At 71.4% G+C, this 25397-nt stretch carries 22 protein-coding genes; 13 read left to right on the top strand and 9 right to left on the bottom strand.

Features of this window, described 5'->3' with window-relative positions; translation table 11 throughout:
* Positions 1-10 precede the first annotated feature (10 nt).
* From M2271_RS33580 to M2271_RS33570, 3 genes are all read left to right on the top strand, one after another.
* A complete protein-coding gene (locus tag M2271_RS33580) occupies positions 11-586 on the top strand; it encodes a DUF4158 domain-containing protein (RefSeq protein WP_280891183.1) in 576 nt (191 codons plus the stop codon).
* Positions 587-767: 181 nt separating this feature from the next.
* Complete coding sequence (locus tag M2271_RS33575) at positions 768-2189, top strand: SWIM zinc finger family protein (protein ID WP_280891182.1); 1422 nt, start codon at positions 768-770, stop codon at positions 2187-2189.
* Positions 2186-4867 (top strand): DUF6493 family protein, encoded by a 2682-nt coding sequence (locus M2271_RS33570; protein WP_280891181.1) that lies wholly within the window; start codon positions 2186-2188, stop codon positions 4865-4867. The genes M2271_RS33575 and M2271_RS33570 overlap by 4 nt, the downstream gene beginning before the upstream one ends.
* 262 nt (positions 4868-5129) lie before the next feature.
* On the opposite strand, the gene M2271_RS33565 is transcribed toward M2271_RS33570, so the two are convergent.
* Together M2271_RS33565 and M2271_RS33560 are read right to left on the bottom strand one after the other, a co-directional pair.
* Positions 5130-5558 carry a hypothetical protein gene (locus tag M2271_RS33565; protein ID WP_280891180.1) on the bottom strand — a complete coding sequence of 143 codons (429 nt, stop codon included), beginning with the start codon at positions 5556-5558 and terminating at the stop codon, positions 5130-5132.
* A gap of 362 nt (positions 5559-5920) precedes the next feature.
* The gene (locus tag M2271_RS33560) at positions 5921-6775 is read right to left on the bottom strand and encodes a helix-turn-helix transcriptional regulator (protein WP_280891220.1); all 855 of its coding nucleotides are present in this window, start codon (positions 6773-6775) and stop codon (positions 5921-5923) included.
* A gap of 183 nt (positions 6776-6958) precedes the next feature.
* Between M2271_RS33560 and M2271_RS33555 the strand changes: the two genes are divergently transcribed.
* Positions 6959-7909, top strand: coding sequence for an NAD(P)-dependent alcohol dehydrogenase (locus M2271_RS33555; RefSeq protein WP_280891179.1), 951 nt, complete (start codon positions 6959-6961; stop codon positions 7907-7909).
* A gap of 64 nt (positions 7910-7973) precedes the next feature.
* On the opposite strand, the gene M2271_RS33550 is transcribed toward M2271_RS33555, so the two are convergent.
* The 3 genes from M2271_RS33550 to M2271_RS33540 form a co-directional block, all read right to left on the bottom strand.
* On the bottom strand, positions 7974-8918 hold the full coding sequence (locus M2271_RS33550; protein ID WP_280891178.1) for an EamA family transporter: 945 nt from the start codon (positions 8916-8918) through the stop codon (positions 7974-7976).
* A 164-nt stretch (positions 8919-9082) separates the two neighbouring features.
* Complete coding sequence (locus M2271_RS33545; protein ID WP_280891219.1) at positions 9083-10204, bottom strand: peptidoglycan bridge formation glycyltransferase FemA/FemB family protein; 1122 nt, start codon at positions 10202-10204, stop codon at positions 9083-9085.
* A 239-nt stretch (positions 10205-10443) separates the two neighbouring features.
* Complete coding sequence (locus tag M2271_RS33540; RefSeq protein ID WP_280891177.1) at positions 10444-13428, bottom strand: FAD-binding and (Fe-S)-binding domain-containing protein; 2985 nt, start codon at positions 13426-13428, stop codon at positions 10444-10446.
* Positions 13429-13724: 296 nt separating this feature from the next.
* On the opposite strand from M2271_RS33540, the gene M2271_RS33535 reads away from it, so the two are divergent.
* The 7 genes from M2271_RS33535 (at position 13725) to serC (ending at position 21100) form a co-directional block, all read left to right on the top strand.
* A complete protein-coding gene (locus tag M2271_RS33535) occupies positions 13725-15686 on the top strand; it encodes an ATP-binding protein (protein ID WP_280891176.1) in 1962 nt (653 codons plus the stop codon).
* Positions 15683-16090, top strand: a complete 408-nt coding sequence (locus tag M2271_RS33530; RefSeq protein WP_217236904.1) for a roadblock/LC7 domain-containing protein — start codon at positions 15683-15685, stop codon at positions 16088-16090. The genes M2271_RS33535 and M2271_RS33530 overlap by 4 nt, the downstream gene beginning before the upstream one ends.
* Positions 16087-16434 (top strand): DUF742 domain-containing protein, encoded by a 348-nt coding sequence (locus tag M2271_RS33525; protein WP_280891175.1) that lies wholly within the window; start codon positions 16087-16089, stop codon positions 16432-16434. The genes M2271_RS33530 and M2271_RS33525 overlap by 4 nt, the downstream gene beginning before the upstream one ends.
* 13 nt (positions 16435-16447) lie before the next feature.
* A complete protein-coding gene (locus M2271_RS33520; protein ID WP_280891218.1) occupies positions 16448-17059 on the top strand; it encodes an ATP/GTP-binding protein in 612 nt (203 codons plus the stop codon).
* Positions 17056-18264, top strand: a complete 1209-nt coding sequence (locus M2271_RS33515; RefSeq protein WP_280891174.1) for a cytochrome P450 — start codon at positions 17056-17058, stop codon at positions 18262-18264. The genes M2271_RS33520 and M2271_RS33515 overlap by 4 nt, the downstream gene beginning before the upstream one ends.
* A gap of 206 nt (positions 18265-18470) precedes the next feature.
* Entirely contained in the window at positions 18471-19751 is a 1281-nt protein-coding gene (locus tag M2271_RS33510; protein ID WP_280891173.1) for a cytochrome P450, read from the top strand.
* Positions 19752-19981: 230 nt separating this feature from the next.
* On the top strand, positions 19982-21100 hold the full coding sequence (serC, locus tag M2271_RS33505; RefSeq protein WP_280891172.1) for a phosphoserine transaminase: 1119 nt from the start codon (positions 19982-19984) through the stop codon (positions 21098-21100).
* Positions 21101-21344: 244 nt separating this feature from the next.
* Here serC and M2271_RS33500 read toward each other — a convergent pair whose 3' ends face one another.
* From M2271_RS33500 to M2271_RS33490, 3 genes are all read right to left on the bottom strand, one after another.
* The gene (locus M2271_RS33500; protein WP_280891171.1) at positions 21345-21644 is read right to left on the bottom strand and encodes a hypothetical protein; all 300 of its coding nucleotides are present in this window, start codon (positions 21642-21644) and stop codon (positions 21345-21347) included.
* Between the two features lie 61 nt (positions 21645-21705).
* Positions 21706-21885 (bottom strand): DUF397 domain-containing protein, encoded by a 180-nt coding sequence (locus M2271_RS33495; protein WP_280891170.1) that lies wholly within the window; start codon positions 21883-21885, stop codon positions 21706-21708.
* Positions 21882-22751, bottom strand: coding sequence for a helix-turn-helix transcriptional regulator (locus M2271_RS33490; RefSeq protein WP_280891169.1), 870 nt, complete (start codon positions 22749-22751; stop codon positions 21882-21884). Before M2271_RS33490 ends, M2271_RS33495 begins: the two co-directional genes overlap by 4 nt.
* 191 nt (positions 22752-22942) lie before the next feature.
* Here M2271_RS33490 and M2271_RS33485 point away from each other — a divergent pair, with 191 nt between their 5' ends.
* Positions 22943-23359 carry an ATP-binding protein gene (locus tag M2271_RS33485; RefSeq protein WP_280891168.1) on the top strand — a complete coding sequence of 139 codons (417 nt, stop codon included), beginning with the start codon at positions 22943-22945 and terminating at the stop codon, positions 23357-23359.
* A gap of 185 nt (positions 23360-23544) precedes the next feature.
* Here M2271_RS33485 and M2271_RS33480 read toward each other — a convergent pair whose 3' ends face one another.
* Complete coding sequence (locus M2271_RS33480) at positions 23545-24522, bottom strand: WD40 repeat domain-containing protein (RefSeq protein WP_280891167.1); 978 nt, start codon at positions 24520-24522, stop codon at positions 23545-23547.
* Between the two features lie 133 nt (positions 24523-24655).
* On the opposite strand from M2271_RS33480, the gene M2271_RS33475 reads away from it, so the two are divergent.
* The gene (locus M2271_RS33475; RefSeq protein WP_280891166.1) at positions 24656-25339 is read left to right on the top strand and encodes an SGNH/GDSL hydrolase family protein; all 684 of its coding nucleotides are present in this window, start codon (positions 24656-24658) and stop codon (positions 25337-25339) included.
* Positions 25340-25397 lie beyond the last annotated feature (58 nt).

Raw genomic sequence — 25397 nt, 5'->3', positions numbered from 1 at the left:
GAGGTTCCGGGTGGCGACCCGTGTGTTCGCGGATGACGAGCTGGAACGGCTGCGGGGCTTCCCCGAGATCAACAAGGAAGAGCTGATCCGGTTCTTCACGCTGACCCCGGCGGACGTGGGGTTCATCGACCCGGGGCGTGGCCGCAGTCCCAAGGACCGGATCGGGCTGGCCGTCCAGCTGTGCACGCTGCCCTGGCTCGGTTTCGTGCCGGACGATGTCGCCTCGGCTCCGCCGGCGGCGGTGGCCCGGCTCTCGGACCGCCTGGAGATGCACCCGATCCGGCTGGGGGCACCTCCCAGCGGTAGCTGGGGGAGGACGACACCGCCCCGTAACGACCAGAGTGATCGTTACGGGCATCGGACCGTCCAGGCCGACCGGCGTGCTCTTGGGTGTGAGGGAACCCGCCGCCCCGTCACGGACCGTGGTCAAGAGCCACCGGCCCGGACAGGGAGAAAACAAGGAACGCGGGCGACCAGTGCATCCAAAACCGTTCGGGATGCGCGCAGCGACAGGCAGTGGGTCCAAGACTCACTCCTGCTCACTGATGAGGAACGGTTCTTCCACAGCCGGGTCGCGCGGCCATAACGCCGGCTCCAGTCCTCGGTCGCCGACCTCGCCGAACCCCGGCGGATGGCCACTTGGTGGCGTTCGCCGCCGCGATGCGGAACCGGGCCGCGGACGAGGCGATCGAGGTCTTCGACATGCTGATGTCCGACCTGGCACGCACCCCAGCGAAGTGTCAGTGGTGGCCCCTAGCATCTCGGCCATGACGAGAACGGCACAGACGTACACCTATCTCCGTCCCTCTGCCGTGCACAGCACGGCAGAGGGACGGAGCATCGGTCTGGAGACCTCCGGCGGCGCCACCCCGGCCGGACAGGAAGCCCATCCGCGCTTCTTCAGCGGCTTCCTGACCCACCCCCAGGCCACCGCCGCCGGGCTGCTGTGCGTCGCGGACATCGCCGCCGCCCGCTACTACCAGCCGCAGCTCGACCACTGGCGTGACCCGGTCGTCACCGGGAACGGGGACCGGCTGAGGTTAGAGTCGTTCTCCGCTTGCTGCGGGGTGTACGCGCGGCTCGACATGCTGGGCGACGCCCTCGACGGTGATATCGGGCACGGCACGACCAACGTCGACGTGAACATCCCGCTGCGGGACGCCCTGACCCGGGTGGGCGCGAGCGATCCGCTGCGTCTGGAGGTCGGGCCCGACGAGATGACCGTCACCACCTTCGACGGGCCGGTGGTGGAGAAGAAGGTGCCGCTGCCCGAGCGCTGGCTGCGCGGTTTCGCCGAGACCCAGGTGATCACCTCCGGCTTCGACCTGCGGGCCGAACTCCCCGCGGCCGAGGCCGTACGTTTCCTCCGCGCGCTGCCACGCCCCAGCACGACCCGCGGCGCCTCCAAGGGAGCGCGCTGGGTCGTCCCGGCGGGCCGCTCGCTGCGCGCCACCACCCGGCCGGTCCCCGGCGCGGTCTGCCTGCCCGGGCCCGAGCGGCTGACCGCGCTGACCCGGGTGCTGCGCCATGCGACGGGGCTGCGGATCCACGGCCCGGCCGTCACGGCGGGCAGCGGCCCGGTGGCGAGCGCGTGGGAGATCGGACTCCCCGGGATGCGGCTGACCCTCACCCTGTCCCCGGACACGACACGGGGCTTCTCCGGCGAGGGCGGCGTCCTCGACGCCCTGGCGGCGGACGAGTCGGCCGAGGACGCCGACCTGGTGTCCGTGCTGCTCGCCTGGGATCCCGCCGTCGACATCGCCGACCTCGCCGCGCAGTCCGGGCTGACCCCGCAGCGGGTACGGGCCGCGCTCACCCGCCTCGCAACGGCCGGGCGCATCGGCTACGACACAGCGGAGGCGGCATACTTCCACCGGGAGCTGCCATACGACACCGGACGGGCCGAGCGGGACAACCCCCGGCTGCGCGCCGCCCGCGCCCTCGTCGACGCGGGCGCGGTGCGCGTCGACGGTGAGACGGCCACCGTCACCGTCGAGGACCACAGCCACCGCGTGAGGTCCGCCGAAGGGCGGCTGACCTGCACCTGCCGCTGGTGGGCCGAATACCGCGGCGGACGCGGCCCGTGCAAGCACGCCCTCGCCGTCCGCATCGCCCGCCGCGCGGCCGCGCCCCGTACGACCGCCACCGCCCAGGACAAGGCCGACACCCCCACCGGAGACACCCGATGACCTTCACCCACGACTTCCCCGACTACCGGATATCCGACGGGACCGTGGAAGGCATCCGCGCCCTGCTGGAAGCGGTGCGCGAGGGCCGCGTCGAGGACATCCCCGAGCTGGTCGGCGCCCTGACCGACGCGGAGCGGCGGAAGGGGCTGCCGGTGCTCAAGCAGTGGCGCAAGGACACCCCGGACTTCTGGGGCGAGGGGCACCTGCTGGTGCGCCGGGGCCTGCTGCTCGCCGGGGCGGGGTGCTGCACCGGCGCGGCGGCCGCGGTCCAGTGGCTCACGAGCCGCGATCTGTGGTGGCTCGGGCCCGAGGATCCCCAGGTGGTCGTCGGCGTGATGGGCGACCGTGCCCCCGAGTGGCTGGCCGAGGTGGCGCGCCGGCTGGCGGAGCGCCGCATCGTCGGCGGGTGGGAGTACGGGCTGATCAAGCGGCTGTCGCTGATCGCCGGCTGCGAGCCGCCCATGACGGACAGCTTCATCCTCGGCTGGGAGAGGGACATCCCGGAGCGGGGTAAGACGATCGAGGAAAGGCTGCGGGACGATCCGTTCCTTAAAGCGGCGGTCCCCCGGCTCTTCGAGGTGGACGAGGCCGGCTCGGACTTCCAGTACACCCGGGACACCGACCCCGGATGGCCCGACGCGCTCGCCGCACTCGCCCGGGAAGGACTGCTCAGCCGCGAGATGCTGGTCGAGGGCTGTCTGTCGCGGCTGCTGCGCGGTGGCAGGCTCGGCATCGTGAAGGGCTTCCTCGCCCTGCTGACCGCCCTGGACCTGACCGCGGACGAGCGGGCGGCGCACACCCTCACCTGGGTACGGATGCTCTCCGGCGGGCACTCGCTGGCGGCCGCCCGCGCCCAGGAGAAGCTGGCCGAACTCGACGAGGCGGGCCGTCTGGAGACCGAGCACCTGGTCGAGGCATCCAGGGCCGCCCTGTTCCGGCCCGAGAAGAAGATCGTGCGCGCCCAACTGGCCATGCTCGACAAGGCGATCAAGCACGATCGGTCTCTCACGGACGAGCTGCTGCCGGTGACCGCCGAGGCCTTCGGCCACGAGGACCACAGCCTCCAGGGCAAAGCCCTCGCCCTGGCCGTCCGCCACCGCAAGCACGCGGGCGACGCCATCCTCGCCGAACTGGCGGCGAGTGCCGAGCTGCTCCCCTCCGACCTGCGTGAACGCGCGGTCGAGGCGTTCGGCGGCGCCGTGGCCGACGAGGAGGCCGATCCGCCCGCCGCAGAGGGCGACGTCCTGCCGCCCGTGCCGTACCCCGAGCGCCTGGATCCCGCACCGCTCGCCCCTGCCGAACTCGCCGAGGAGGTCGTCGCGCTGCTGCGCGGCAAGGGCACCCCGACGCAGGAGGAGCGGGCGCTGAACAGCCTCGTGGTCCACGCCCACGCCGACCTGGCGGGGCTCCGCACGGCCCTGGAACCGGTCGTCGCAGCGCACCGGCAGCCTGCCTCATGGCTGAGCGACAACGTCTTCGCACAAGCGCTCGAAGCTGTCGTCATGTTCGTCATGGGCAAGGCTGCGGAGGAGAAGACCCGCACCCTCCGCATCCAGTCCGGCCTGGGCGCCCTCCGTTTCCGGTTCCAGGAGCACCAGTGCCCGCACACGGCGATCTGGTCCGTCTGCCTCAGCCGCGTGGCCGAGATCGGGGCGCGGCTGGAATTCGGGGACCCCTTGCCGTTCCTGTTGGCCACGCCCACCTGGACGACGGGGACCATCGACCCGTCGGAGCTGGCGGCCCGGCTCGCCGCGTACGAGGACTCGGGCACCGAGCCCGGCCCGGCGGACCTCGACCAGGCCCTGCTGCGGCTGGACCGGGAGGTGCCGCTCGAAGCGCGGGCCGCGGCGGACCGGCTCACCTCCCCGGCGGGGCGGCGGCTGGCCGCCTGGCTCGCCTCGGGCGGCCTGCCCGATCCCGTCCTCTCCCGGGAAACCGAGGGGCTGAGGCTCAGGATTACCCGCCCCGGTGTGCTCGTGCGCACCGAGGCCCTTCCCGGGCACGAGGACTATCCCGAGCCGTTCCGCTCCCTGCTCGGCGCGCATGACCCCATCGGCGCTCCATGCAAGTGCCGGGGCGGCGGGCAGTGCACCCCGCAGGCCCTGGCCCTCCTGCCCCAGCACCGGGAGATCATCGCGGCACGGATGCTGTCGGCCTTCTCGGCCCTGGCCGACTCCGACCACCTCGGTCACGGGGTGCCCGTGCTGCCCGCGCTGGCCGAGTCGGGCGGGCCGGCCGGGCCCGCGACCCATCTGCTGGTGGCGTACGGGCTCGGGGCACGGCGCATCGAGGAACAACTCTTCGCGGTGGACGCGATGCTCGTGCTGGCCGCTCGCGGACAGCTCGACGCGGAAGGGCTCGGCCGGGACATCGCCGAGCTGACCGGCCTGCGCCGCCTCACGTTGAAGCGGGTCGTGGCGGCGCTGCAGGAAGCGGCGCGCACCGGTGCTTACGCCACGGTGTGGGCAGTGTTCTCGGGCGCCCTCCCCGGGCTCCTGGCGGGAGAACCGGCACCCGCCGGCGGCGCTCTGCTCACGCTCGCGGCCGACTGCGCGGAGCGGTCCGGGGCCCGCGGCGCGATACCGGAGATCGACGAGCTGGCGGCACGCAAGGGCTCATCACAGCTGATCAAGCAGGCCCGGCGGCTCAGGGCGGCGCTGAGCCGCGACGCCTACTAATAAGTAAGGTGCGGGACTGACGGACGGAGTCCTCCATAAAGCCCCAGCGGTGCCCGACCATCACTCGGCTGTGGTCGTCCAGGAAAGCGAACAACGCAGATCCACCACATGCCGCGGGTCCTGAACCCCCGGTTCCGTGTGTCACAAGCATGGATGTGACACAGGAGGCCGACCGTCGACACGTGATCGCATTGCCGCAGGTCGCACTGTCTCAGAAGCTGGTGTCATAAGGCTTGGTCAAAACCTGCGTCACGGCGTCAAGTTATGGGAGGACAGTCGCGGGATGGATCTTGCGTACTGCCGTGTAAGCACGACCGCTCAGGACCTCGACCGGCAGATCGACGCGATGCGGGATGCCGGCGTCGCCGAGGAACACGTCTACGTCGACAAGCGCACCCGCGCCAACATGGAACGCGAGGGCTTGAGGGCTCTGCTTGGCTTCGCCCGTCCCGGGGACCGGATCAACGTGCTGACGCTGGACCGGCTTGGCCGGAACATGCGCGAGACCCTGAACCTCGTGCACGACCTCACCGAGCGAAGTGTCTTCCTGCGCACGCTCGGCGACAAGCTCGCCGTGGACACCAGCGAGCCGGGACTCGGCACCGACATGGCCATCGCACTGCTGGCGATGTTCGCCCAGATGGAGCGGATCTACATGCTGGGAACGTGCCGCCGGTGCCCGCGCGGCCAAGGAAGCCCGCGGCCTGCCGACCGGCCGCCCCGGGAAGCTCAACGCGACCACCCGCGCTGGAGCCGCCCAACGGATCAAGGATGGCGCGATCCCCGAGCAAGTCGCCGCCGAACTCGGCGTCAGCCGCTCCACGCTCTACCGGGAACTGCGCAAGCACCGCGACGGCGCCGCTGCCGAACCTGTCGGGCAGGACGGCTGATCAACGAGCCAGACCACATCCGCGCAGGTCAGGGAAATCCGTTGTTTTTTCGGCGATTACTACGGGGACCCCCTACTCCAGGCGGAGGCACGGGCCCTGCACCGGACCAGAGGTCACGGCCCCCCGCCAGGCCGGGAGCACAAGCCCTACACCGGACCAGAGGTCACGAGCCCTGCACCAGACCGGCGAGCAGTTGGAGTCGCTCGGCGTCGGGGCCGCCCTCCTCGGCGGTGTAGACGATCAGCATGGGACCGGGATCACCGGGCAGCGGGTACGCGTCCCAGTCCAGATTCAGCTCCCCGACCAGCGGGTGGTTCACCCGCATCCGGCCGCGCGTCGTTTCCTCCACATCGTGCCGGGCCCACAGCGTGGCGAACTCGTCGCTGTTGACCGCGAGTTCACCGATCAGTTGCACGGCGCGCGGGTGCCCCGGGCAGGCGGCGACCTGCGTGCGCAGCATCGCGATCAACTCGGCGACGGTGGCCGTCCGGTTCGGGCAGGTCTGGTCGGCCTCCGGGTGCAGCAGCAGCGACAGCAGGTTCCGTTCCGTCAGCGGGAGCCGGGTGAACTCGCCCAGCAGCGCCCCGGCCAGCGGGCTCCAGGCCAGCACGTCCAGGAAGCGGCCGACGACCAGCGCGGGCGCGGGCATGGTGTTCAGCAGCCGCAGCGTGGTCGACGGCACCTCCTCCGGCGCGTGTTCACGCGGACGGCGGGCGGGCGTACGGGCCGCGGCGGCGAGGCCGTGCAGGTGCCGGGACTCCTCGGCGGTGAAGTTGAGGGCGCGCGCGAGGGCGTCCAGAACCTGCTCGGAGGGGTGCACCTGCCGTCCCTGCTCCATGCGTTGGTAGTAGTCCGAGCTCACCCCCGCCAGCAGCGCCAGTTCCTCCCGCCGCAGCCCGGCGACGCGCCGCCTCGGGCCGGGTTCGAGCCCGACGTCCTCCGGGCGTACGCGAGTCCGGCGGGTCAGCAGGAACTCGGCGAGTTCACGCCGGGGATCGTCGGTCACGGCGGCGGGCATGGCGAGGGAGTCATCGGTCAGGGCGAGGGGCACGGCGGCGGAGTCATCGGTCACCGCGTCAGTATGGCGCCGGTGCGGACCCGGAGGGTGGGTCTGCCAGTCCCAGGAAAAGCCGAACGACCGTGATGCCGCGCGCAGGGCCCAGAATCAGATCGACACCAGCCGACCCCGGAAGGACACCCCATGAAGGCAGCCCAGATCACGAGTTTCGGTGCCCCGGACGTCCTGCGGGTCAACGAGGTCGCCCGCCCGGCCCCGGGCGCGGGCGAGGTGCTGGTGTCGGTGGAGGCGTCCAGCGTGAACGGACACGACGCGGTCGTCCGCGCCGGGGAGCTGAAAATGATGTCGGGACGCCGCTTCCCGATCGGCACGGGGCTGGACTTCGCAGGTGTCGTCGTGGAGACCGGCGACGGTGTCGAGGGCTACCGGGCCGGGGACCGCGTGTGGGGCATGGTGCATCCCCGGCAGCGGCACACCACCGCTGGGGCGGCCGAGTACGTCGTGGTCCTCGCGGACCGGATCGCGCCCGCCCCGGAGGGCGTCTCGTCCGTCGACGCGGCCTCCCTGGTCGTCGCGGGCGCGACCGCGCTTCTCGCGCTGCGGGACTCCGTGCACGCCGCGAAGGGGGAACGGGTCCTCGTCCGGGGCGCGGCCGGCGGAGTCGGCACGGCCGCCGTCCAACTGGCCCACGCGCTGGGCTGTCACGTGACCGCACTGGCCCGCGAGCGCCACGCCCAGGTCCTCACCAGCTTGGGCGCCGACGAGGTCCTCGACTACGGCACCACCACCTCGGACCGGCTCGGCCCGTTCGACGTCATCGTCGACACGGTCGGCACGGAACTGAACTGCTACCGCAGCCGGTTGACCAAGGGCGGCCGGATGGTCACGGTCGGCCTGTCGGCCCCCGCCATGGCCGCCATCGCGGCGTCGACGGTGTACGGCTCCCGCCGCATCCGCACGTTCAGCGCGAACCCCGGCACGGCGGTGCTCCGCGATGTGGCCGCTCACGTCACCTCGGGCGCGCTGCGCCCGGTGGTCGACGGGGTGTACCCGCTCGCGGAGATCACGGCGGCACACGAGGCGTTCGAGCGAGGCGGGTCCGTGGGCAAGCAGGTGGTGGCGGTGTCGGCGTAGCCCTGCGGGGTCCGACGCGGGTCGACGCGGGTCCGACGCGGGTCGACGCGGGTCCGACGCGCCCTCAGGCCTCGGTCCCCTTCGCCCTCGTCCGCCCCACCTGCGTCCGCACCGCGCCCATGCTGGCCACGATGACCAGGGCGATCGCGACGGCCTCGGTGGCCGTCAGGGCCTGGTCGAGGATCAGGAAGCCGGCGGTGGCGGCGATGGCGGGTTCCAGACTCATGAGGATCGCGAAGGTGGAGGCGGGCAGGCGGCGCAGGGCGAGGAGTTCGAGGGTGTAGGGGAGGACGGTGGAGAGCAGGGCGACCGCCGAACCCAGGGCGATGGCCGTCGGGTCGAGGAGCTTCGTACCCGCCTCGGCGATGCCGAGCGGCAGGAACACCAGCGCCGCGACCACCATGGCGAGCGCGAGCCCGTCGGCCTGCGGGAAGCGGCGGCCCGTACGCGCGCTGAAGAGGATGTACGTCGCCCACATGGCGCCCGCGCCGAGAGCGAAGGCCACGCCGACCGGGTCAAGGCCGTCGAAGCCTCCGCCGCCGAGGAGGAAGACGCCGGCCAGGGCGAGCGCGGCCCACAGCACGTTGATCGCATGCCGGGAGGCGAGGACCGAGAGGGCGAGCGGGCCGAGCACCTCCAGGGTGACGGCGGTGCCGAGGGGGATGCGGTCGAGGGCCTGGTAGAAGAGGCCGTTCATCGCGGCCATGGTGACGCCGAAGACGACGACCGTGCCCCAGTCCGCACGGGAATGGCCGCGCAGCCGGGGACGGCAGACCCCCAGGAGCACGACGGCCGCCACCAGCAGCCGCAGCGTGACCACGCCGAGCGCGCCGACCCTCGGCATCAGGGTCACCGCGAGGGCCGCGCCGAACTGCACCGAGATCCCTCCGGCGAGCACCATGCCCACCGGGCCGAGGGAGCCGCGGCGGGGCGGGGCGCCGACCGGGGCGCCGGTGCCGGCCTGGCTTGAGGTGACCGGGGTCGGGGTCGGGGCGGAGGGGGTACTCACGGAGGGGCCTTCCGGGGCGACTCGAGGTTCGTTCATCTCGCTGTACGTTGAAGTCCAGAGTAGTGGACTTCGTCAGGGGTGTGCACCTTTTTCGCCACTGTCTCAACGGCCTCTCCGGCCACCCCGGCGTAACGCGAGAGGTCCGCGCGTACCCGCCCGTGCGGTCAGCGCCGTGCCATGTACAGCCCCAGAGCCTTGTGCAGCAGCCGGTTGAGCGGGAAGTCCCACTCCCCGAGGTACTCGACGGCCTCGCCGCCCGCGCCCGTCTTGAAACGCAACAGGCCGAGCAGGTGGTCGGTCTCCTCCAGGGTGTCGGTGATGCCCCGGAAGTCGTAGACGGCGGCGCCGAGTTCGTGGGCGTCGGTCATCATCCGCCACTGCATGGCGTTGTTGGGCTGGACCTCGCGTTTGCGGGCGGTGGAGGCACCGTAGGAGTACCAGACGTGGTCGCCGACGGTGAGCATGGTGGCGGCGGCGAGGACATCGCCGTCGTGGTGGGCGAGATAGAGCCGCATCCGGTCGGGGTGTTCGGCGGTGAGCGCGGTCCACATGCGCTGGAAGTAGGGCAGAGGGCGCGGGAGGAAGCGGTCGCGGTCGGCGGTCTCGGCGTACAGCTCGTAGAAGGCCGGGAGGTCGGCGTATCCCCCGCGGACGACCTTCACGCCGGCCTTCTCGGCCTTCTTGATGTTGCGCCGCCACTGCTGGTTGAGGCCGCCCTGGATGTCCTCCAACGACCGTCCGGCGAACGGTACCTGGCAGACGTACCGGGGCTGACCGGCGGCGAAGCCGTCCTCGGCGCCCGCTTCGGACTGCCGCCACCCGGCCCTGCGCAGGCGTTCGGCGATGTCGAGGGCACCGGGTTCGTACGAGGTGGCCGCGACGTCCCGCAGCCGGTGGACGTCCGGATCGGCGATCGCCGCCTTGACCGCGTCGGCACTCCATCGGCGTACGACGACCGGCGGCCCCATCCTGACCGAGAAGGCGCCCTGCCGCTTGAGGTGGGCGAGCAGCGGCTCCAGCCAGCGGTCGAGGTCGGTCGCGTGCCAGTCGATCAAGGGGCCCTCGGGCAGATACGCGAGGTATCTCCTCAGCTTCGGGACCGGCCGGCACAGCACCAGCCCCGCCCCCACGAGGCGCCCCTCCTCGTCGGACCAGCCCAGGCTCTCCGCCCGCCAGTCCGGCTTCACCTCGCCCCACGAGGGGACCTGCAGATGGCTGGCGGAGGGACGGGCCGCGACGAACGCGAGGTGCTCGTCGCGCGTGATGGTCCGCAGGCGGAGAGGCATGCGCAGGCTCCTGACGTGACTGATCCCCCCGGATGGCGTGGCTGGTCCGGCCAGATTAGGAGGTCGGGCACGGCTGTCCCGGGGTCCGAACGCCTTCAGCGCGTCGGTGTCGGTGGCCCGGGCGTTGAGGTGGTGGTCGGCCCACTCCGCGATCTCCGGGTAGGCGCACTCCGTGACGAGCCGGCCCACCGCAGCGGGTATGTCGTACGGCGGCACCCGCAGGTCCGTCCCGGGGCCCGTCAGTCCCGTCCCTCCATCAGCCCCTCCGCCAGCACCTCCGCCAGATGCCGTCCCCGTACCCCCGCCAATTGCGCCAACTGTGTCCGGCACGAGAAGCCGTCGGCGAGGATCACCGTGCCGTCCGGGGCCTCCCGGACGGCCGGCAGGAGCTGGTCCTCCGCACACGCGGCCGACACCTCGAAGTGGCCTTTCTCGAAGCCGAAGTCACCCGCGAGGCCGCAGCAGCCGCCCGCCAGCTCGCCGGTGAGGCCCGCGGCTTCGCGCAGGTGGCGGTCGGCCTTGTCGCCGAGGACCGCGTGCTGGTGGCAGTGGGTCTGGCCGGTCACCGGGCGGTCGACGCGGGGCGGGGTCCAGTCGGGGGCCAGGCGTTGCAGGGCCTCGGCGAAGGTGAGGACCCTCGCGGCGAGGCGGGCCGCGCGCGGGTCGTCGTGCAGCAGCTCGGGCAGGTCCGTGCGGAGCGCGGCCGCGCAGCTGGGTTCCAGGACGACGACCGGGGTGTCCGTCTCCAGTACCGGGGTCATGAGGTCGAGCGTGCGGCGCAGCACCGTACGGGCGCGGTCGAGCTGTCCGGTGGAGACGTAGGTCAGGCCGCAGCAGACCCGGCCGCGCGTGCGGAACACCGTCAGGGGGTTCAGGGCCGCCGACCTGCCGTCACCCACCGGCCGTCCCCGCAGCCGCAGCGTCGGCGGGAGCGCCACCCTCAGGCCCGCCGCCTCCAGAACCCGTACGGCCGCCCGGCCCACCGCCGGCGAGAGGTGCTCGGTGAACGTGTCCGGCCAGAGGACCACCAGGTCACCGGGGGCCTGAACCTCGGCCTGCACCTGCACCTGCACCTGCACCTGTACCTGCGACCGGATCTGCGACCGGACCCTCGCGCGCGACAACACCCGTGCCCCCACCCCCACCCCCGCCCGGCCCTTCACCGGCGTACTCCTTCCCCGCCACCACCCGCTGAACGTCTCCCCCGCCACCCGAGGGATCCCCCGCTCCCCGGCGATACCGCCCACCCGCTTCACCACCGCCGCCAACGGGCCCACCGCCGCCAGCGCGTTGACCAGCGCCCCCGCCCGCATACGGGACACCCACCGCAGCCACACCGGCAGCCACCCCATGCTGTAGTGGGCGGCCGGGCGGCGGCGGCCCGCGTAGTGGTGGTGGAGGAACTCCGCCTTGTACGTGGCCATGTCGACGCCGACCGGGCAGTCGGAGCGGCAGCCCTTGCAGGACAGGCACAGGTCGAGGGCGCCCCGGACCTCCTCCGATCGCCAGCCGTCCGTCACCAGCTCACCCGCGAGCATCTCGTGCAACAGCCGGGCCCGCCCGCGCGTGGAGTGCTGCTCCTCGCCGGTCGCCCGGAAGGACGGGCACATGACGGACGACCCGGACACGGACGTCGTACGGCATTTCGCGACCCCCACGCAGCGGCGTACCGCGGCCGAGAAGTCACCGCCGTCCGTGGGGTAGCCGAAGGCCACGTCCACCGGTTCGCGCGGGAGCACGGAGAAGCGGAGGTTGGTGTCGAGGGGTGCCGGGCGGACCAGCATGCCCGGGTTGAGCAGGTCGTCGGGGTCCCAGATCCCCTTCGCCCGCTCGAACAGCGCGACCGTCTCCTCGCCGTACATCCTCGGCAGCAGCTCGGCCCGTGCCTGCCCGTCGCCGTGCTCCCCGGACAGCGAACCGCCGTGTTCGACGACCAGGTCGGCCAGGTCCTCCGAGAAGCGGCGGAAGCGGGCCACGCCCGGCTCCGTCAGCAGGTCGAAGTCGATGCGGACGTGGATGCAGCCGTCCCCGAAGTGGCCGTACGGCGTGCCGCGCAGCCCGTGTTCTCCCAGCAGTCCCCTGAAGTCCCGCAGATACGCGCCCAGCCGGGCCGGCGGGACCGCGCAGTCCTCCCAGCCGGGCCAGGCCTCGGAGCCGTCGGGCATCCTCGTCGCCGTTCCGCTCGCGTCCTCCCGGATGCGCCACAGTGCCCGCTGCCGGGCCGGGTCCGTCACCACCAGGGCGTCGACGACGTCCGCCGCCCGCACGATGCTCTCCGCACGCGCGCGTGCCTCCGGCTCGCTGTCGGCGCCGGTCTCCACGAACAGCCAGGCCCCGCCCCGGGGCAGCCGGGCCGCGGACGGCACCAGGTCGGCCGCCATCCCCTCCACGGTGAGCGGACCGTGCACGAGCAGGCCCGCCGCCGCTTCCGCCGCCGCGCTCTCGTCGGCGTACGCCAGCACGGCCAGCGCACGCGCGCGGGGGGCCCGAACCAGGCGTACGACCGCTTCCGTCAGCACGCCGAGCGTGCCCTCCGCACCGCAGAAGGAACGGGCGACGTCGGCGCCCTTCTCGGGCAGCAGCGCGTCCAGCGCGTATCCGGAGATACGGCGGGGCAGTTCGGGGAAGCCGGTACGCAACCTCGCCAGTTCTCCCTCCACCAGAGTTCGCAGGCCCTCGGGAGCGCCCTGCCACCCCTGCCCCAGCCGCAGCCGCTCACCGCGCGCGGTGACCACGGACAGCTCCCGCACACTGTCCGCGGTCGTCCCCCACGCCACCGAGTGCGAGCCGCACGAGTTGTTGCCGATCATTCCGCCGAGCGTGCAGCGGCTGTGGGTGGAGGGGTCGGGGCCGAAGCGCAGACCGTGAGGGGCGGCGGCCTCCTGGAGGCGGTCGAGGACCAGGCCGGGCTGCACGACCGCGGTGCCCGCCTCCGGGTCGAGGGCCAGCAGGCGGTTCATGTGCCGGGTGAAGTCCAGCACCACGCCCGTCCCCGTCGCCTGCCCCGCGATCGACGTGCCCCCGCCGCGTGGCACGACCGGCACCCGGTGCGCCCGGCACACCGCGAGGACCGCCGCCACGTCGTCGGTGTCCCGCGGGGCGACCACCCCGAGCGGCACCCGCCGGTAGTTCGACGCGTCCATGGTGACCAGCGCCCGGGACGTGACGTCGAACCCGACCTCACCCCGGACGGCCCTGCGCAGCTCTGCCTCGAGATCCGTCATGCACCCAGGGTGCATCCGACCACCGACGACGAGGCCGGTTATCCACAGGCGGCGTCGTTTGTCCACAGGTGGGATCCCGATCCGCGTCCGGTCCGAGGCCACTTTTCAAATACGGAACCAGGACCTTCCCAATTCAATCAGGAAGTCTCATATAGTGACCGCCAGTTGAGCACATTGAACAGACAGTGGTGTTTCTTAGCCTGCCCAAGACCACCCACCCGCACCCAAAGGACCCGACAGAGGGCCGCCCACGACACGACGGCGACCGCCCGAGCACCCGACCGAGGATCCCCTTCATGACCGCGCCCACCCTCTCCGGCGACCGCCCCGTCTTCCGCACCGTCGCGCCGGCCCTGCTGCTCACCGCCGCCCTGTCCGCGTTGGCGGTCGCCGGCGCGGTCGCCGCGGCACCCTCGTCGGTGCGCACGCCCCTCGCCTGGGGTGCGAGCGCCGCCGCCCTCCTGCTGTGCGCGGCCGTCGCCCTGGCCGCCCACAGCATCCAGACGGTCCGCCTCACCCGCCGCCGGCTGGAGGCCGTCACCCTGGACGCCGGACGGCTGCTCCAGGAACGGGTCCGCCTGACCGAGGAGTCCCGCCGGGAGCACGACCGTCTGACCGGCGAACTGGCCCGGGAACGCACCCGGCTGACGGCCGAGCTCGACTGGGAACGCACCCGGATCACCGAGTCCGCAAGCAAAGAACGTGCCCAGCTCACCGAATCCTTCGCCGAGGAACGCGAACGCCTCACCGCGTCCCTCGGCGAAGAACGTGCCCAGCTCACCGCGTCCCTCGCCGAGGAACGCGAACGCCTCACCAAGTCCTTCGCCGAGGAGCGCACCCAGCTCACCGACGAACGCGACCGCCTCGCCGGCGAGAACTCCCGGCTCACCGTCCAGCTCCGCCGGGCCACCAGCGAGCGCACCGCCGCTGTCTCCGCCACCGCCAACGCGGCCGGCCGGATGCAGGCCCTCTCCACCGGCATGCTCGCCGACCTGCGGACGATGGAGGAACGGCACAGCGACGAGGAGGTCCTCGCCGACCTCCTCCACCTCGACCACCGCACCGCGCAGGCCGGCCGGCTCGCCGACTCCGTCGCGGTCCTCACCGGCGCCCGCTCCGGCCGCCGCTGGGCGCGTCCCATCGTCATGGAGTCGATCCTGCGGGGCGCGATGGGCCGTATCAGCGGCTACCAACGGGTGCGCGTCCACTCGGCCAGCGAGGCCGCCGTCGCCGGCCACGCCGCCGAGGGTGTGATGCACGCGCTCGCCGAACTCCTCGACAACGCCGCCAACTTCTCGCCGCCGACCGCCGAGGTCCACGTGTACGTGGAGGAGGTGCCGGCCGGTGTGATCGTGTCCGTCGAGGACAGCGGACTCGTCATGGGCGAGGTGCAGCTGCGCCGCGCCGAGGAGGCGGTCTCCGGCGAGTCCGCCGGGATCGGCGGTCTCACCGGCACCCGGCTCGGTCTCGGCGTGGTCGGACGGCTGGCCCGCAAGTACGGCCTGAAGGTCTCCTTCCGGCCGTCCGCGCGTGGCGGAACGGGCGTCCTGATGCTGCTTCCGCAGGACATCCTCACCAACCCGGCCGCGGCCGAGGCGCCCGCCACGCTGCCGAGCCCGCCCGCCAAGGCGTCCGCCGAGCAGTCGAAACCGCCCGCCGAGCAGTCACGCCCCCGGGCGACCCCCGCCCCGGCCGACTCCGCCACCGGCCCGGACCCCGATCCCGTACGACCGCACGACTCCGCGGACCCCGAACCCGTACCCCGGCACGACTCCACGGACCCCGACCCGCTGCCCGTCCGCGCCTCCGCAGACCGCGCCTCAGACCGCGCCTCCGCAGACCGCGCGGCCGTAGACCGTGCGGCCGACGAGCGGCCCTCGGGGCTGCCCAAGCGCCGCCGTGGCCGGACCCTGGCCGAGGCCGAGCGTCGGCTCGGTTCGGCCGGTACCACCGAGCCGCGACCCGCGCCGGCCGTCGACGACGCCAAGACCCGGGCGACCCGCTTCAACAGCTTCCGTCAGGCCGTACGGGCCGCCGCGCCGGACCAGACCGATCCGCAGCCCGCGGCTGCCTCGGACCGGATCGGCGCGCTCCCGGACCCCGCCGCCCCGGACCGGGACGCCCCGGACCGGGACGGCGGCCCACCTGACGCCACCGCCACGGCACCCGAAGCGGCCGAGACGACCGAAGCGACCGAAGCGACCGCCGACGTTCCGTCCCACCAGCACGCGCACCCGGAAGGCGACCCCACCTCATGACCGGCACAACCACCGCCGACGAGAAGCTCACCTGGCTCATAGAAGGCCTTCTGGAGCGGACCCCGGGCGCACGGCACGCCCTCGTGCTGTCCCGCGACGGCCTGAAGCTGTGCCGTACGCCGGAGCTCACCGTCGACCAGGCCGACCAGCTCGCCGCGATCGCCGCCGGCATCCAGTCGCTGTCCCACGGGGCGTCCGTCGAGTTCGGTGACGGCAGCGGGGGTGTGCGGTCGGCGATGACGGAGTTCTACGGAGGCGTCCTGTTCATCGTCGAGGCCGGCCAGGGCGCGCACCTCGCCGTGGTCACCACCGAGGACGCGGACGTCGGTCTCGTCGGCCACAACATGAGCGAACTCGTGGAGCAGCTCGGCGAGCATCTGACCGCGCAGCCGCGTACGTCATGAGCCGGCCCGGCAGGGACGACGCCCCGGACCGCCTCTACACCCTCACCGGAGGGCGCACCCGGTCCGGGCCCGACAGCCCGTTCGACCTGGTGACCCTCGTCGTCGCCGAGGGCGACCCGCGGCCCGGCATGCAGTCGGAGCACGTGGCGATCCTCAAAATGGCCGAACGCCCCACCGCGGTCGTCGAGGTCGCCGCCGAACTGCGGCTGCCGGTGAGCATCACCAAGGTCCTGCTCTCCGACCTCCTCGCGGCGGGCCGCGTCAGCGCCCGCCACCCGTACACGGCAGCCGTACCCGAACCCGACCTCCTGGAGCAGGTGCTCGTTGGACTCCGCAATCTCTGACGCGCGCACCCCGTTGGGTGCCTCCGCCGACAACGGCCTGAAGATCGTGGTCGTCGGCGGTTTCGGCGTCGGCAAGACGACCCTGGTCCGCTCGGTGAGCGAGATACGTCCCCTCAACACCGAGGAGACGATGACCCGGGCGGGCGAAGCGGTCGACGACATCAGCGAGGTGAGCGGCAAGACCGCGACCACCGTCGCCTTCGACTTCGGCCGCATCACGCTCGACGCCCGCAATGTGCTCTACCTGTTCGGCGCGCCCGGCCAGGAACGGTTCTGGTTCCTGTGGGACCGCCTGTTCTCCGGCACGCTGGGCGCGGTCGTCCTCGTCGACACCCGCCGTATCGACGACTCCTGGTACGCCATCGACCGCCTCGAACACCATGGCACGCCGTTCATCGTGGCCTGCAACGACTTCGGCGGCCCCGCCTTCGCCCGGGCGGATGTCCGCGAGGCCCTCGACCTCGACCCGCACGTGCCGCTGGTCGACTGCGACGCTCGTTCCCGCGCGTCCAGCAAGCAGGTCCTCATCACGCTGGTCCAGCACATCAAGGACGAGTACGCCGGCAAGGGCCGGTACGCCGGTCAGGCCGCCCAAGCCGCCCTGCCCCGACAGGAGTTCGCGTGACCACCGACGCCGTCCCGCTCAGCGGGCCCCGGTTCCAGTCCGAACCCGCCCGCCTGTACCGGGAGCTGCGACGCGAGCACGGTCCCGTGACGCCGGTGCTGCTCGACGGCGACGTGCCCGCCTGGCTGGTCCTCGGCTACCGCGAGCTGCACCAGGTCACCGGCGACCCGGTCCTGTTCAGCCGGGACTCGGACCTGTGGAACCAGTGGGACACCATCCCCGACGACTGGCCGATGCTGCCGATGATCGGCCGCAAACAGCCGTCGATCCTCTACACCGTCGGCGAAGCGCACCGCGAACGCGCCGGCATGATCAGCAATGCGCTGGAGGAGGTCGACGCCTCCGAACTGCGCGGCCACGCCGAGCGGTTCGCCGACGAACTGATCGACGCGGTGTGCGCCAAGGGTGAGACGGACCTCGTCGCCGACTACGCGATGCTGCTGCCGGTGCGGGTCCTCGCCCGCCTCTTCGGCTTCTCCGACGAGCAGGGCCCGGGCCTGGTCACCGCCCTCAACGACATGATCAACGGCCGGGAGGGGGCGATCGCGGGCCAGGTCCACCTGGGCACCTCCATGGCCGAGCTGCTGGCCGACCGGAAGGCGGACCCCGCCGACGACGTCGTGTCCCGGATGCTCGCCGACCCCGCCGGCTTCACCGACGAGGAGATCGTCCAGGACCTCATGGTGATGCTGGCGGCGGGCCACCAGCCCACCGCCGACTGGATCGGCAACTCGCTGCGGCTGATGCTCACCGACGACCGTTTCGCCGCCTCCCTCTTCGGCGGCCGCAACAGCGTCGCCGAGGCCATGAACGAGGTGCTGTGGGAGGACACCCCCTCGCAGACCGTCGCCGGCCGCTGGGCGTCCCGCGACACCCACCTCGGCGGGCGCCGCATCCGCGCGGGCGACCTGTTGCTGCTCGGCCTCCAGGGCGCCAACTCCGACCCGCAGGTCCGCACCGACGGGTCCGCGCTCACCGGCGGCAACAACGCGCACTTCTCCTTCGGGCACGGTGACCACCGCTGCCCGTTCCCGGCGCAGGAGATCGCCGAGGTCATCGCGCGGACGGCCATCGAGGTCGTACTGGACCGGCTGCCGGACATCGACCTGGCGATACCCGCCGAGTCCCTCACGCGCCGACCCTCGCCCTGGCTGAGGGGACTGACCGAGCTGCCGGTCCGCTTCACGCCGGTGCCTGTGGTCTGACACTTGGGTGTTGATCTGGCACTTGGGTGTTGACCTGGCACTTGGCGTTGATCTGACGCTCGGATGTTGATGAACGCCCGGGCGTTGATCTGACGCCCGGGCGTTGATCTGACACGTGGCCGTCCCCGGCCGGCCTTCCTCCGGCCGGGTCCGTGCTGCTCCGTAATGACGCAGTACACCGACTCCCGCCTCTGGAGGCACTCCCCATGACGATCGGCATCGAAGAGACCGGCACCGCAGCGACCCGTATCGCCCTCGACCCCTTGGTCGCCGACCTGGGCGGCGAGAGCGCCAGGCTGCGCGAGGCGGGCCCGCTGGCCGCCGTCGAACTGCCGGGCGGCGTCCCCGTCTGGGCCGTCACCCACCACGCCGAAGCCAAGGAGTTACTCACCGACCCCAGACTGGTCAAGGACATCAACGTCTGGGGTGCCTGGCAGCGCGGCGAGATTCCCGCGGACTGGCCGCTGATCGGCCTCGCCAACCCGGGCCGTTCCATGCTCACCGTGGACGGCGCCGACCACCGGCGGATGCGCACGCTCGTCGCGCAGGCGCTCACGCCGCGCCGCGTGGAGCGGCTGCGGGAGCGGATCACCAAGCTCACGCAGGGACTGCTCGACGATCTCTCGGGTGACATCAGCCCCTCGGGTGACGCCACCCCCTCCGGTGACGTCGTCGATCTGAAGGCGGCCTTCGCCTACCCGCTCCCGATGTACGTCATCGCCGACCTGATGGGCATCGAGGAGTCGACGCTGCCGCGTCTGAAGGCGTTGTTCGAGAAGTTCTTCTCGACCCTGACCCCGCCCGCGGAGGTCATCGCCACGCTCACCGAGCTGGCGCACATCATGACGGAGACGGTCGCGGCGAAGCGCGCGCAGCCCGGCGACGATCTGACGTCCGCCCTGATCCTTGCCTCCGAGGACGACGACCACCTCACCGACGAGGAGATCGTCTCCACCCTGCAGCTGATGGTCGCCGCAGGCCACGAGACGACGATCTCGCTGATCGTCAACGCCGTGGTCAACCTCTCCACCCACCCCGACCAGCGTGCCCTCGTCCTCTCGGGCGAAGTGGACTGGTCGGCGGTGGTCGAGGAGACCCTGCGCTACTCCACCCCCACCTCCCACGTCCTGATCCGCTTCGCCACCGAGGACGTACCGGTCGGCGACAAGGTGATCCCCGCGGGCGACGCGCTGATCGTCTCGTACGGCGCGATAGGCCGCGACGAGCGGGCACACGGCCCCACAGCGGGCGACTTCGACATCACCCGTCAGACGAAGAACACGAAGAACCGTCACATCTCCTTCGGGCACGGCCCGCACGTCTGCCCCGGCGCGGCCCTGTCCCGCCTGGAGGCCGGGGTGGCGCTGCCCGCCCTGTACGAGCGCTTCCCCGGGCTGGACCTGGCGGTCCCCGCGAGCGAACTGCGCAACAAGCCGGTGGTCACCCAGAACGACCTCTTCGAGCTGCCGATACGGCTGACCCCGTAGTCCGCCGTCGCAGATCCGCCGTCGGATCCGAACGCGTAGATCCGAATCCTTGGCTCCGTCCTCGTAGCTCCGTCCTCGTAGCTCCGTCCTCGTAGCTCCGTCCTCGTAGCTCCGTCCTCGTAGACGCGCGCAGCTGGTGGTACAACCTCACAAGTCCACGGGCCGGAGGACTTGTCTCATCGAACGGACACGTTTCCGTCCGGTTTCGCCGAAGAGATACCCTCCGCCTCGTGGCTGACATCGAGATTCCCGCTGACATCAAGCCCGCCGACGGACGCTTCGGTGCGGGTCCCTCCAAGGTGCGGACGGAGGCGCTGGACGCACTCGCCTCCACCGGGACGTCCCTCATGGGCACGTCCCACCGTCAGGCCCCCGTCAAGAACCTGGTCGGCAAGGTCCGCGAGGGCATCGCCGAGCTGTTCCAGCTCCCCGAGGGCTACGAGGTCATCCTCGGCAACGGCGGCTCCACCGCCTTCTGGGACGTCGCGACCCACGGTCTGATCGAGAACAAGTCGCAGCACCTCAGCTTCGGCGAGTTCAGCTCCAAGTTCGCCAAGGCCGCCAAGCTGGCGCCCTGGCTGGCCGAGCCCACGGTCATCTCCGCCGACCCCGGCACCCACCCCGAGCCGCAGGCCGAGGCGGGCGTCGACGTGTACGCCTTCACCCACAACGAGACCTCCACGGGTGTCGCCGCCCCCATCAAGCGGGTCGCGGGCGAGGACGCCGGGTCCCTCGTCCTGGTGGACGCCACCTCCGGCGCCGGTGGACTCCCCGTCGACATCGCCGAGACCGACGTCTACTACTTCGCCCCGCAGAAGTCCTTCGCCTCCGACGGCGGCCTGTGGATCGGCGTGTTCTCCCCGGCCGCGATCGAGCGCGCCGAGCGGATCCACGCCTCCGGCCGCCACGTCCCGGAGTTCTTCTCGCTCCCCACGGCGATCGACAACTCCCGCAAGAACCAGACGTACAACACCCCGGGCCTCGCCACCCTCTTCCTCCTCAACGAGCAGCTGGAGTGGATCAACGGCCAGGGCGGCCTCGCCTGGTCCACGGGCCGTACGAAGGACTCCTCGACCCGCCTGTACAGCTGGGCCGAGGAGAGCAAGTACGCCACCCCGTTCGTCACCGACCCGGCCCAGCGCTCCCAGGTCATCGGCACGATCGACTTCGGCGACGAGATCGACGCCGCCGCCGTCGCCAAGGTCCTGCGCGCCAACGGCGTCGTCGACACCGAGCCCTACCGCAAGCTCGGCCGCAACCAGCTCCGCGTCGCGATGTTCCCGGCGATCGACCCGGCGGACGTCGAGGCGCTCACCAAGTGCGTCGACTACGTGATCGAGAAGCTGTAAGCAACAGCTCGCACGACGACACAGCAGCTCGTACGACGACAAGGGGCGCCCGGCCGGTTCGGGCGCCCCTTGTCGTCGTACTGCGGAATGGGGGCGTCCTCCCCGTCGACGGCACGGGCGCGGCCCGCCGCCTGATGACCTCCGCCGTGGCCCGGCCTATCTGGGGTGACCATCAGGTCGTGGGTACGACGACGAAGGGCGCCCTGCGGAGTACCGGAGTACCGCGGGGCGCCCTTCGTAGGCCCTACTCCTCGGCGAACAGCTCCTCGGCGCCCGTCACGCTGAGGGACCGGCCGAACCAGGTTCCCAGCACGTCCAGATCGGTACAGTCCATGACCCGGCCCCGGACCGCGTCGGAGATCTCGATGCCGCGTGTGCCGAGGATGTGGAGGATGTCCTCGGCACGGCCCTCGGCACGGCCTGCGAGCCATGCCTCTTCGACGATCGTGCCGCGGCCGGGAAAGTTCGGGGTGTAGGTGGCCATCAGTTGCCTCCAAAGGTCACGGGCCGGGCCGTCGCCCAGACCGATCTCGACTTCTCTCACGCCGCCGCACAGTTCACCGCCGGCACACCCGCACCCCCAGGCGCACCCCCCGCTCAGTCCGTCACCCGAACTGGCGGATGAAGGCCTGCCAGCCCTCGTGCGAGACGGTGAGGAGGGGGCCGTTCTGCTGCTTGCTGTCGCGGACGGCTCGGCCGTTGGGGGCCGCGTCGGCGACCTCGACGCAGGCGTTCTCCGCCCCCGAGTACGACGACTTCCAGAAGGGGCCTATAACCTCGGTCACGATGCGTCTTCCTTCAAGGTCCGCAGTATGCCCCGGATGAGCTTCGCGCTCGCGTCCGGCGTCAACGCTGACGATCGTAGTAGGTCGAAAGCACTGGCGTAAGCGGCAAGGTCCTCGGCCCCTTCAAGGACAGACGCGCCTCGCAGATTGTCCATGGCGACCGCTTCGACCGTCGGCTCCTCGTCGAAGCTGAACGAGTAGAAGGCGGAGGAGTAACCGGCCAGCACGCCCGCGCTGAACGGCAGCACCTGCACCGTGACGTTCTTCCGCTTTCCGATCTCAAGGATCGCGGACAACTGCTCCCGGTGGATCTCCACGGTCACCAGCGGTTGCGTGAGGACCGTTTCCCAGAGGATGGCCGTGTACGACGCTCCACCCTCTTCGATCTTCGCTTGCCTCCCCACACGGACCTTCACCAACTGGGCGGCCCGTTCCGGCTCGATGTAGTGGGGACTGGCAGCGATAACCGCCTCCGCATAGGCCGGAGTTTGCAGGAGCCCCGGCATCATCACCGGCTGCCACTCGCGGATGTAGGTCGCGTCGTCCTCCAACGCGATGTGGTCTACGTAGTCGGGCCGAAGGTGCGCCGCGTGTTCGAGCCACCAGCCCCGGTTCTTGGAATGCTTGGCCAACTCCTCCAGCTTGTCTCGCACTTCCGGATCCTTGACGCCGTAGGCGTCAAGCAAAAGCCGTACCTCAATGACCCGCGCGGTGACGTGCCCACTCTCAAGGCGACTGATCCTGGCCTGGCTTGACGCGATGACCTCGGCGGCCTGCGGCTGATCCAGCTTGGCGGCGTGCCGGTACTGCCTGAGCGCCGCACCCAGGCGCCTGCTGCGCACCGTCGGCCGTCCACCTGCGGGCATGGGACCTCCCTCTCCGTCGGCAACGATGCTGCCACACCGACCGCCGCCCCGAGAGCGCACCACTCGATCGAGTGGACGACTGAATGTATTCACTCGGTTTGGCTGCATGTTCGTCGAATACGGCCCTACCTTCATGAATGCGCCGCAATGGAGCGCATCCTTGACGACACGTCAGGAGGTACGGCACCCCCATGTCCGCAACCGAAACCTTCCGCATCCCCAAGCACAGGCGACACGTGCCAACCGCCCGCCAACAGGTCCGCAAGGCCCTCGCGGACTGGGGGATCACGGACGAACTCGCCGACGACGTCACCCTTTCGGCGAACGAACTGCTGACCAACGCGGTGACCCACTGCCGGGTGTCCTGCGCCCAGGTCAGAGTCACGATCGCGCTCCGGGGGCCGTACCTGCTCCTGGAGGTCCACGACCCCGACCGGGACAGACTTCCCGAACTCCGCGACTCCGGTCCGGACGGCGAGGGCGGACGCGGACTCGCCCTGGTCGGGCGGCTGGCCCACGGCTGGGGCCACACACGGCAGCGGCACACGAAGTGCGTGTGGGCGAGGTTCATGCTCCCGGAGGGTCTGTATGTTCCGTCGGGTTCATGAGTGGTTGGTCCGCCCGCTGATCCGGACGCGCCCCGGCAACCTGGCGCTGCATGACTGGAACCTCGCCCAAGAAGTACGGGCTCCGGATCCCTACGTGTGGCGACTGCCGAACCCGCGCGAAGCCCGTTGGCGCCGCTGGGCCAAGCGCTCCCTCGCGGCCGGACGACGCCCCGTAGGACGAGGGATCAGGAACGCCGGAACAGCCGCCGGAGGCCGAACAGGGCCGCGGCGGCGACGACCAAGACGATCGCGCCGGTCTTGACCTTGCCGCCCAGGACGTCGGTCCCCGTGCCGTCGCCGCTCGCGGAACCCCCCTTGCTGGAAGGGGACTTGGACCCGGCGTCCCCAGGCGCGTCCTCCGGCTTCACGGGACTGTCGGACCCCTCGGCACCGAACATGAGCGTCGTACCGTCGTCGGTGTAGGTGACGGACTCGCCCTGTCCCAGGAACGGGACGCCGAGCCGCTCCAGCTTCTTGACCTTCCCGCCGTTCCAGTCGTAGGCGATCGCCCCGAAGTAGCTGCGTACGACGAGTTGTTCACCGTCGGGGGACAGGGCTGCGTCGGTGGCCTCCAGGTCGGCGACGGGGGCGATGGGCTTGAAGACGTTGGTGCCGGAGGAGGAGAGCTCGGCCGGCCCTTCGTAGAGGTGCCCGCCCTTCTCGTTCTTGTCGACGATGTAGACGCGTCCGGTCTTGGGGTGCACGACGAGGGACTCGGCGTTCCGGGGCCCGTCCGCGTACTTCACGACGTACTGCGTGGCCCGGATCGTCTGGTCCCGCAGCTCCTTGGGCTCGGGCAGCCGGTAGATCCACACATAGGGCCAGCTGCCGCCGAGGTTGTCACCGATGTCGCCGACGTAGATCTGGTTGCCGGGGCCGATGGAGATGGCCTCGACGTCACGGGGACGGCCCACGCCGGTCAGCGTGACGGTCGCGACGGTCTTCCCCGTCCTGCTGTCGACGGCATAGATGAAGGCCCCGTCGTCGCTGTCGTTGTGCGTCCAGTAGATGCCGGGATGCAGCCGGGAGGCGGCGAGTCCGCTGGACTCGGTGATCCGGGGGTCCGAGATGGTGAACCCCTCGTCCCCGTCCGCGGCGGCGGCCGGCTGGGCAAGCGCACCGACGAGGAAGCCCGCGGCGAGGAAGGCGAAGGAGCGACGCATGGCCCTAGCCTGCCATCCCGGCCGACACGGTGAGAACGGCCGGCGGGACGCATCGCTTGGCGGGCCCCCTCGCGTGGCGGGCCTCACACGCTCGCGCACCCCAACCGCCCCGGTGATCATCCATCATGAGCGGATGCTCAGGATCATGCCGGTCGGCGACTCCATGACGATCGGGAGCGCGGGCGAACACACCTGGCGCTACCGGATATGGCGCCGTCTGTGCACGGCATATGACGGCCCGTTCACCCTGGTGGGCCCGCGCGAGACCCTCTACGACAAGGTGACCGAGGCCCCCACCTCGTACGCGTACGCCGACCCGGACTTCCCCCGCGCCCACCTGGCCGGCTGGGGCGAGGGCTGGCAGCACATGGCCCCGCTGATCGGCGACGCGGTACGGCAGACCCGGGCGAACCTCCTCCTCGTCTCCCTCGGCCTGATCGACCTCGGCTTCTACACGAACGCGGAACAGACGGCGGAGAACGTCCGAGCCTTCGTGACCGAGGCACGAGCGGCCGAACCCCGCGTCCGGATGGTCCTGCTGCCGGTGATCCCGAACGTCCGAGCACACTCGGACACCGCCTTCGCCGCGCAGGTCTCCCTGTTCAACGACCTGTTGGCGAAGACAGCGGCCGACCTGGACGAGCCGCGTTCGCCCCTGCTGCCGGCGTCGATCCCCTCGTCGTACGACATCCACACCGACACCTACGACGGCACGCACCCCAACGAGAGCGGCGAGCACAAGATCGCGGCGGCGTTCGCGGACGCGATGCACCAGGCGTGGGGCGTGACGGAGCCGCACCCGGCCGAGAGCGTCTGACCGGAAACGTCTGACCGAATCCGGGCATGCCCTGGTCACTCTGCGTATCGTTGTGCTA

It is taken from the genome of Streptomyces sp. LBL, assembly GCF_029893585.1.
GTDB lineage: Bacteria > Actinomycetota > Actinomycetes > Streptomycetales > Streptomycetaceae > Streptomyces.
This window is presented reverse-complemented; position numbering and strand designations above follow the sequence as displayed.

Excerpts from the sequence above, each read along its gene's own strand:
- M2271_RS33575 (WP_280891182.1), top strand. The coding sequence starts at position 768 with ATGACGAGAACGGCACAGACGTACACCTATCTCCGTCCCTCTGCCGTG.
- M2271_RS33570 (WP_280891181.1), top strand. The coding sequence starts at position 2,186 with ATGACCTTCACCCACGACTTCCCCGACTACCGGATATCCGACGGGACC.
- M2271_RS33560 (WP_280891220.1), bottom strand. The coding sequence starts at position 6,775 with ATGCCCGCCGCCGTGACCGACGATCCCCGGCGTGAACTCGCCGAGTTC.
- M2271_RS33555 (WP_280891179.1), top strand. The coding sequence starts at position 6,959 with ATGAAGGCAGCCCAGATCACGAGTTTCGGTGCCCCGGACGTCCTGCGG.
- M2271_RS33545 (WP_280891219.1), bottom strand. The coding sequence starts at position 10,204 with ATGCCTCTCCGCCTGCGGACCATCACGCGCGACGAGCACCTCGCGTTC.
- M2271_RS33540 (WP_280891177.1), bottom strand. The coding sequence starts at position 13,428 with ATGACGGATCTCGAGGCAGAGCTGCGCAGGGCCGTCCGGGGTGAGGTC.
- M2271_RS33535 (WP_280891176.1), top strand. The coding sequence starts at position 13,725 with ATGACCGCGCCCACCCTCTCCGGCGACCGCCCCGTCTTCCGCACCGTC.
- M2271_RS33530 (WP_217236904.1), top strand. The coding sequence starts at position 15,683 with ATGACCGGCACAACCACCGCCGACGAGAAGCTCACCTGGCTCATAGAA.
- M2271_RS33525 (WP_280891175.1), top strand. The coding sequence starts at position 16,087 with ATGAGCCGGCCCGGCAGGGACGACGCCCCGGACCGCCTCTACACCCTC.
- M2271_RS33510 (WP_280891173.1), top strand. The coding sequence starts at position 18,471 with ATGACGATCGGCATCGAAGAGACCGGCACCGCAGCGACCCGTATCGCC.
- M2271_RS33490 (WP_280891169.1), bottom strand. The coding sequence starts at position 22,751 with ATGCCCGCAGGTGGACGGCCGACGGTGCGCAGCAGGCGCCTGGGTGCG.
- M2271_RS33485 (WP_280891168.1), top strand. The coding sequence starts at position 22,943 with ATGTCCGCAACCGAAACCTTCCGCATCCCCAAGCACAGGCGACACGTG.
- M2271_RS33480 (WP_280891167.1), bottom strand. The coding sequence starts at position 24,522 with ATGCGTCGCTCCTTCGCCTTCCTCGCCGCGGGCTTCCTCGTCGGTGCG.
- M2271_RS33475 (WP_280891166.1), top strand. The coding sequence starts at position 24,656 with ATGCTCAGGATCATGCCGGTCGGCGACTCCATGACGATCGGGAGCGCG.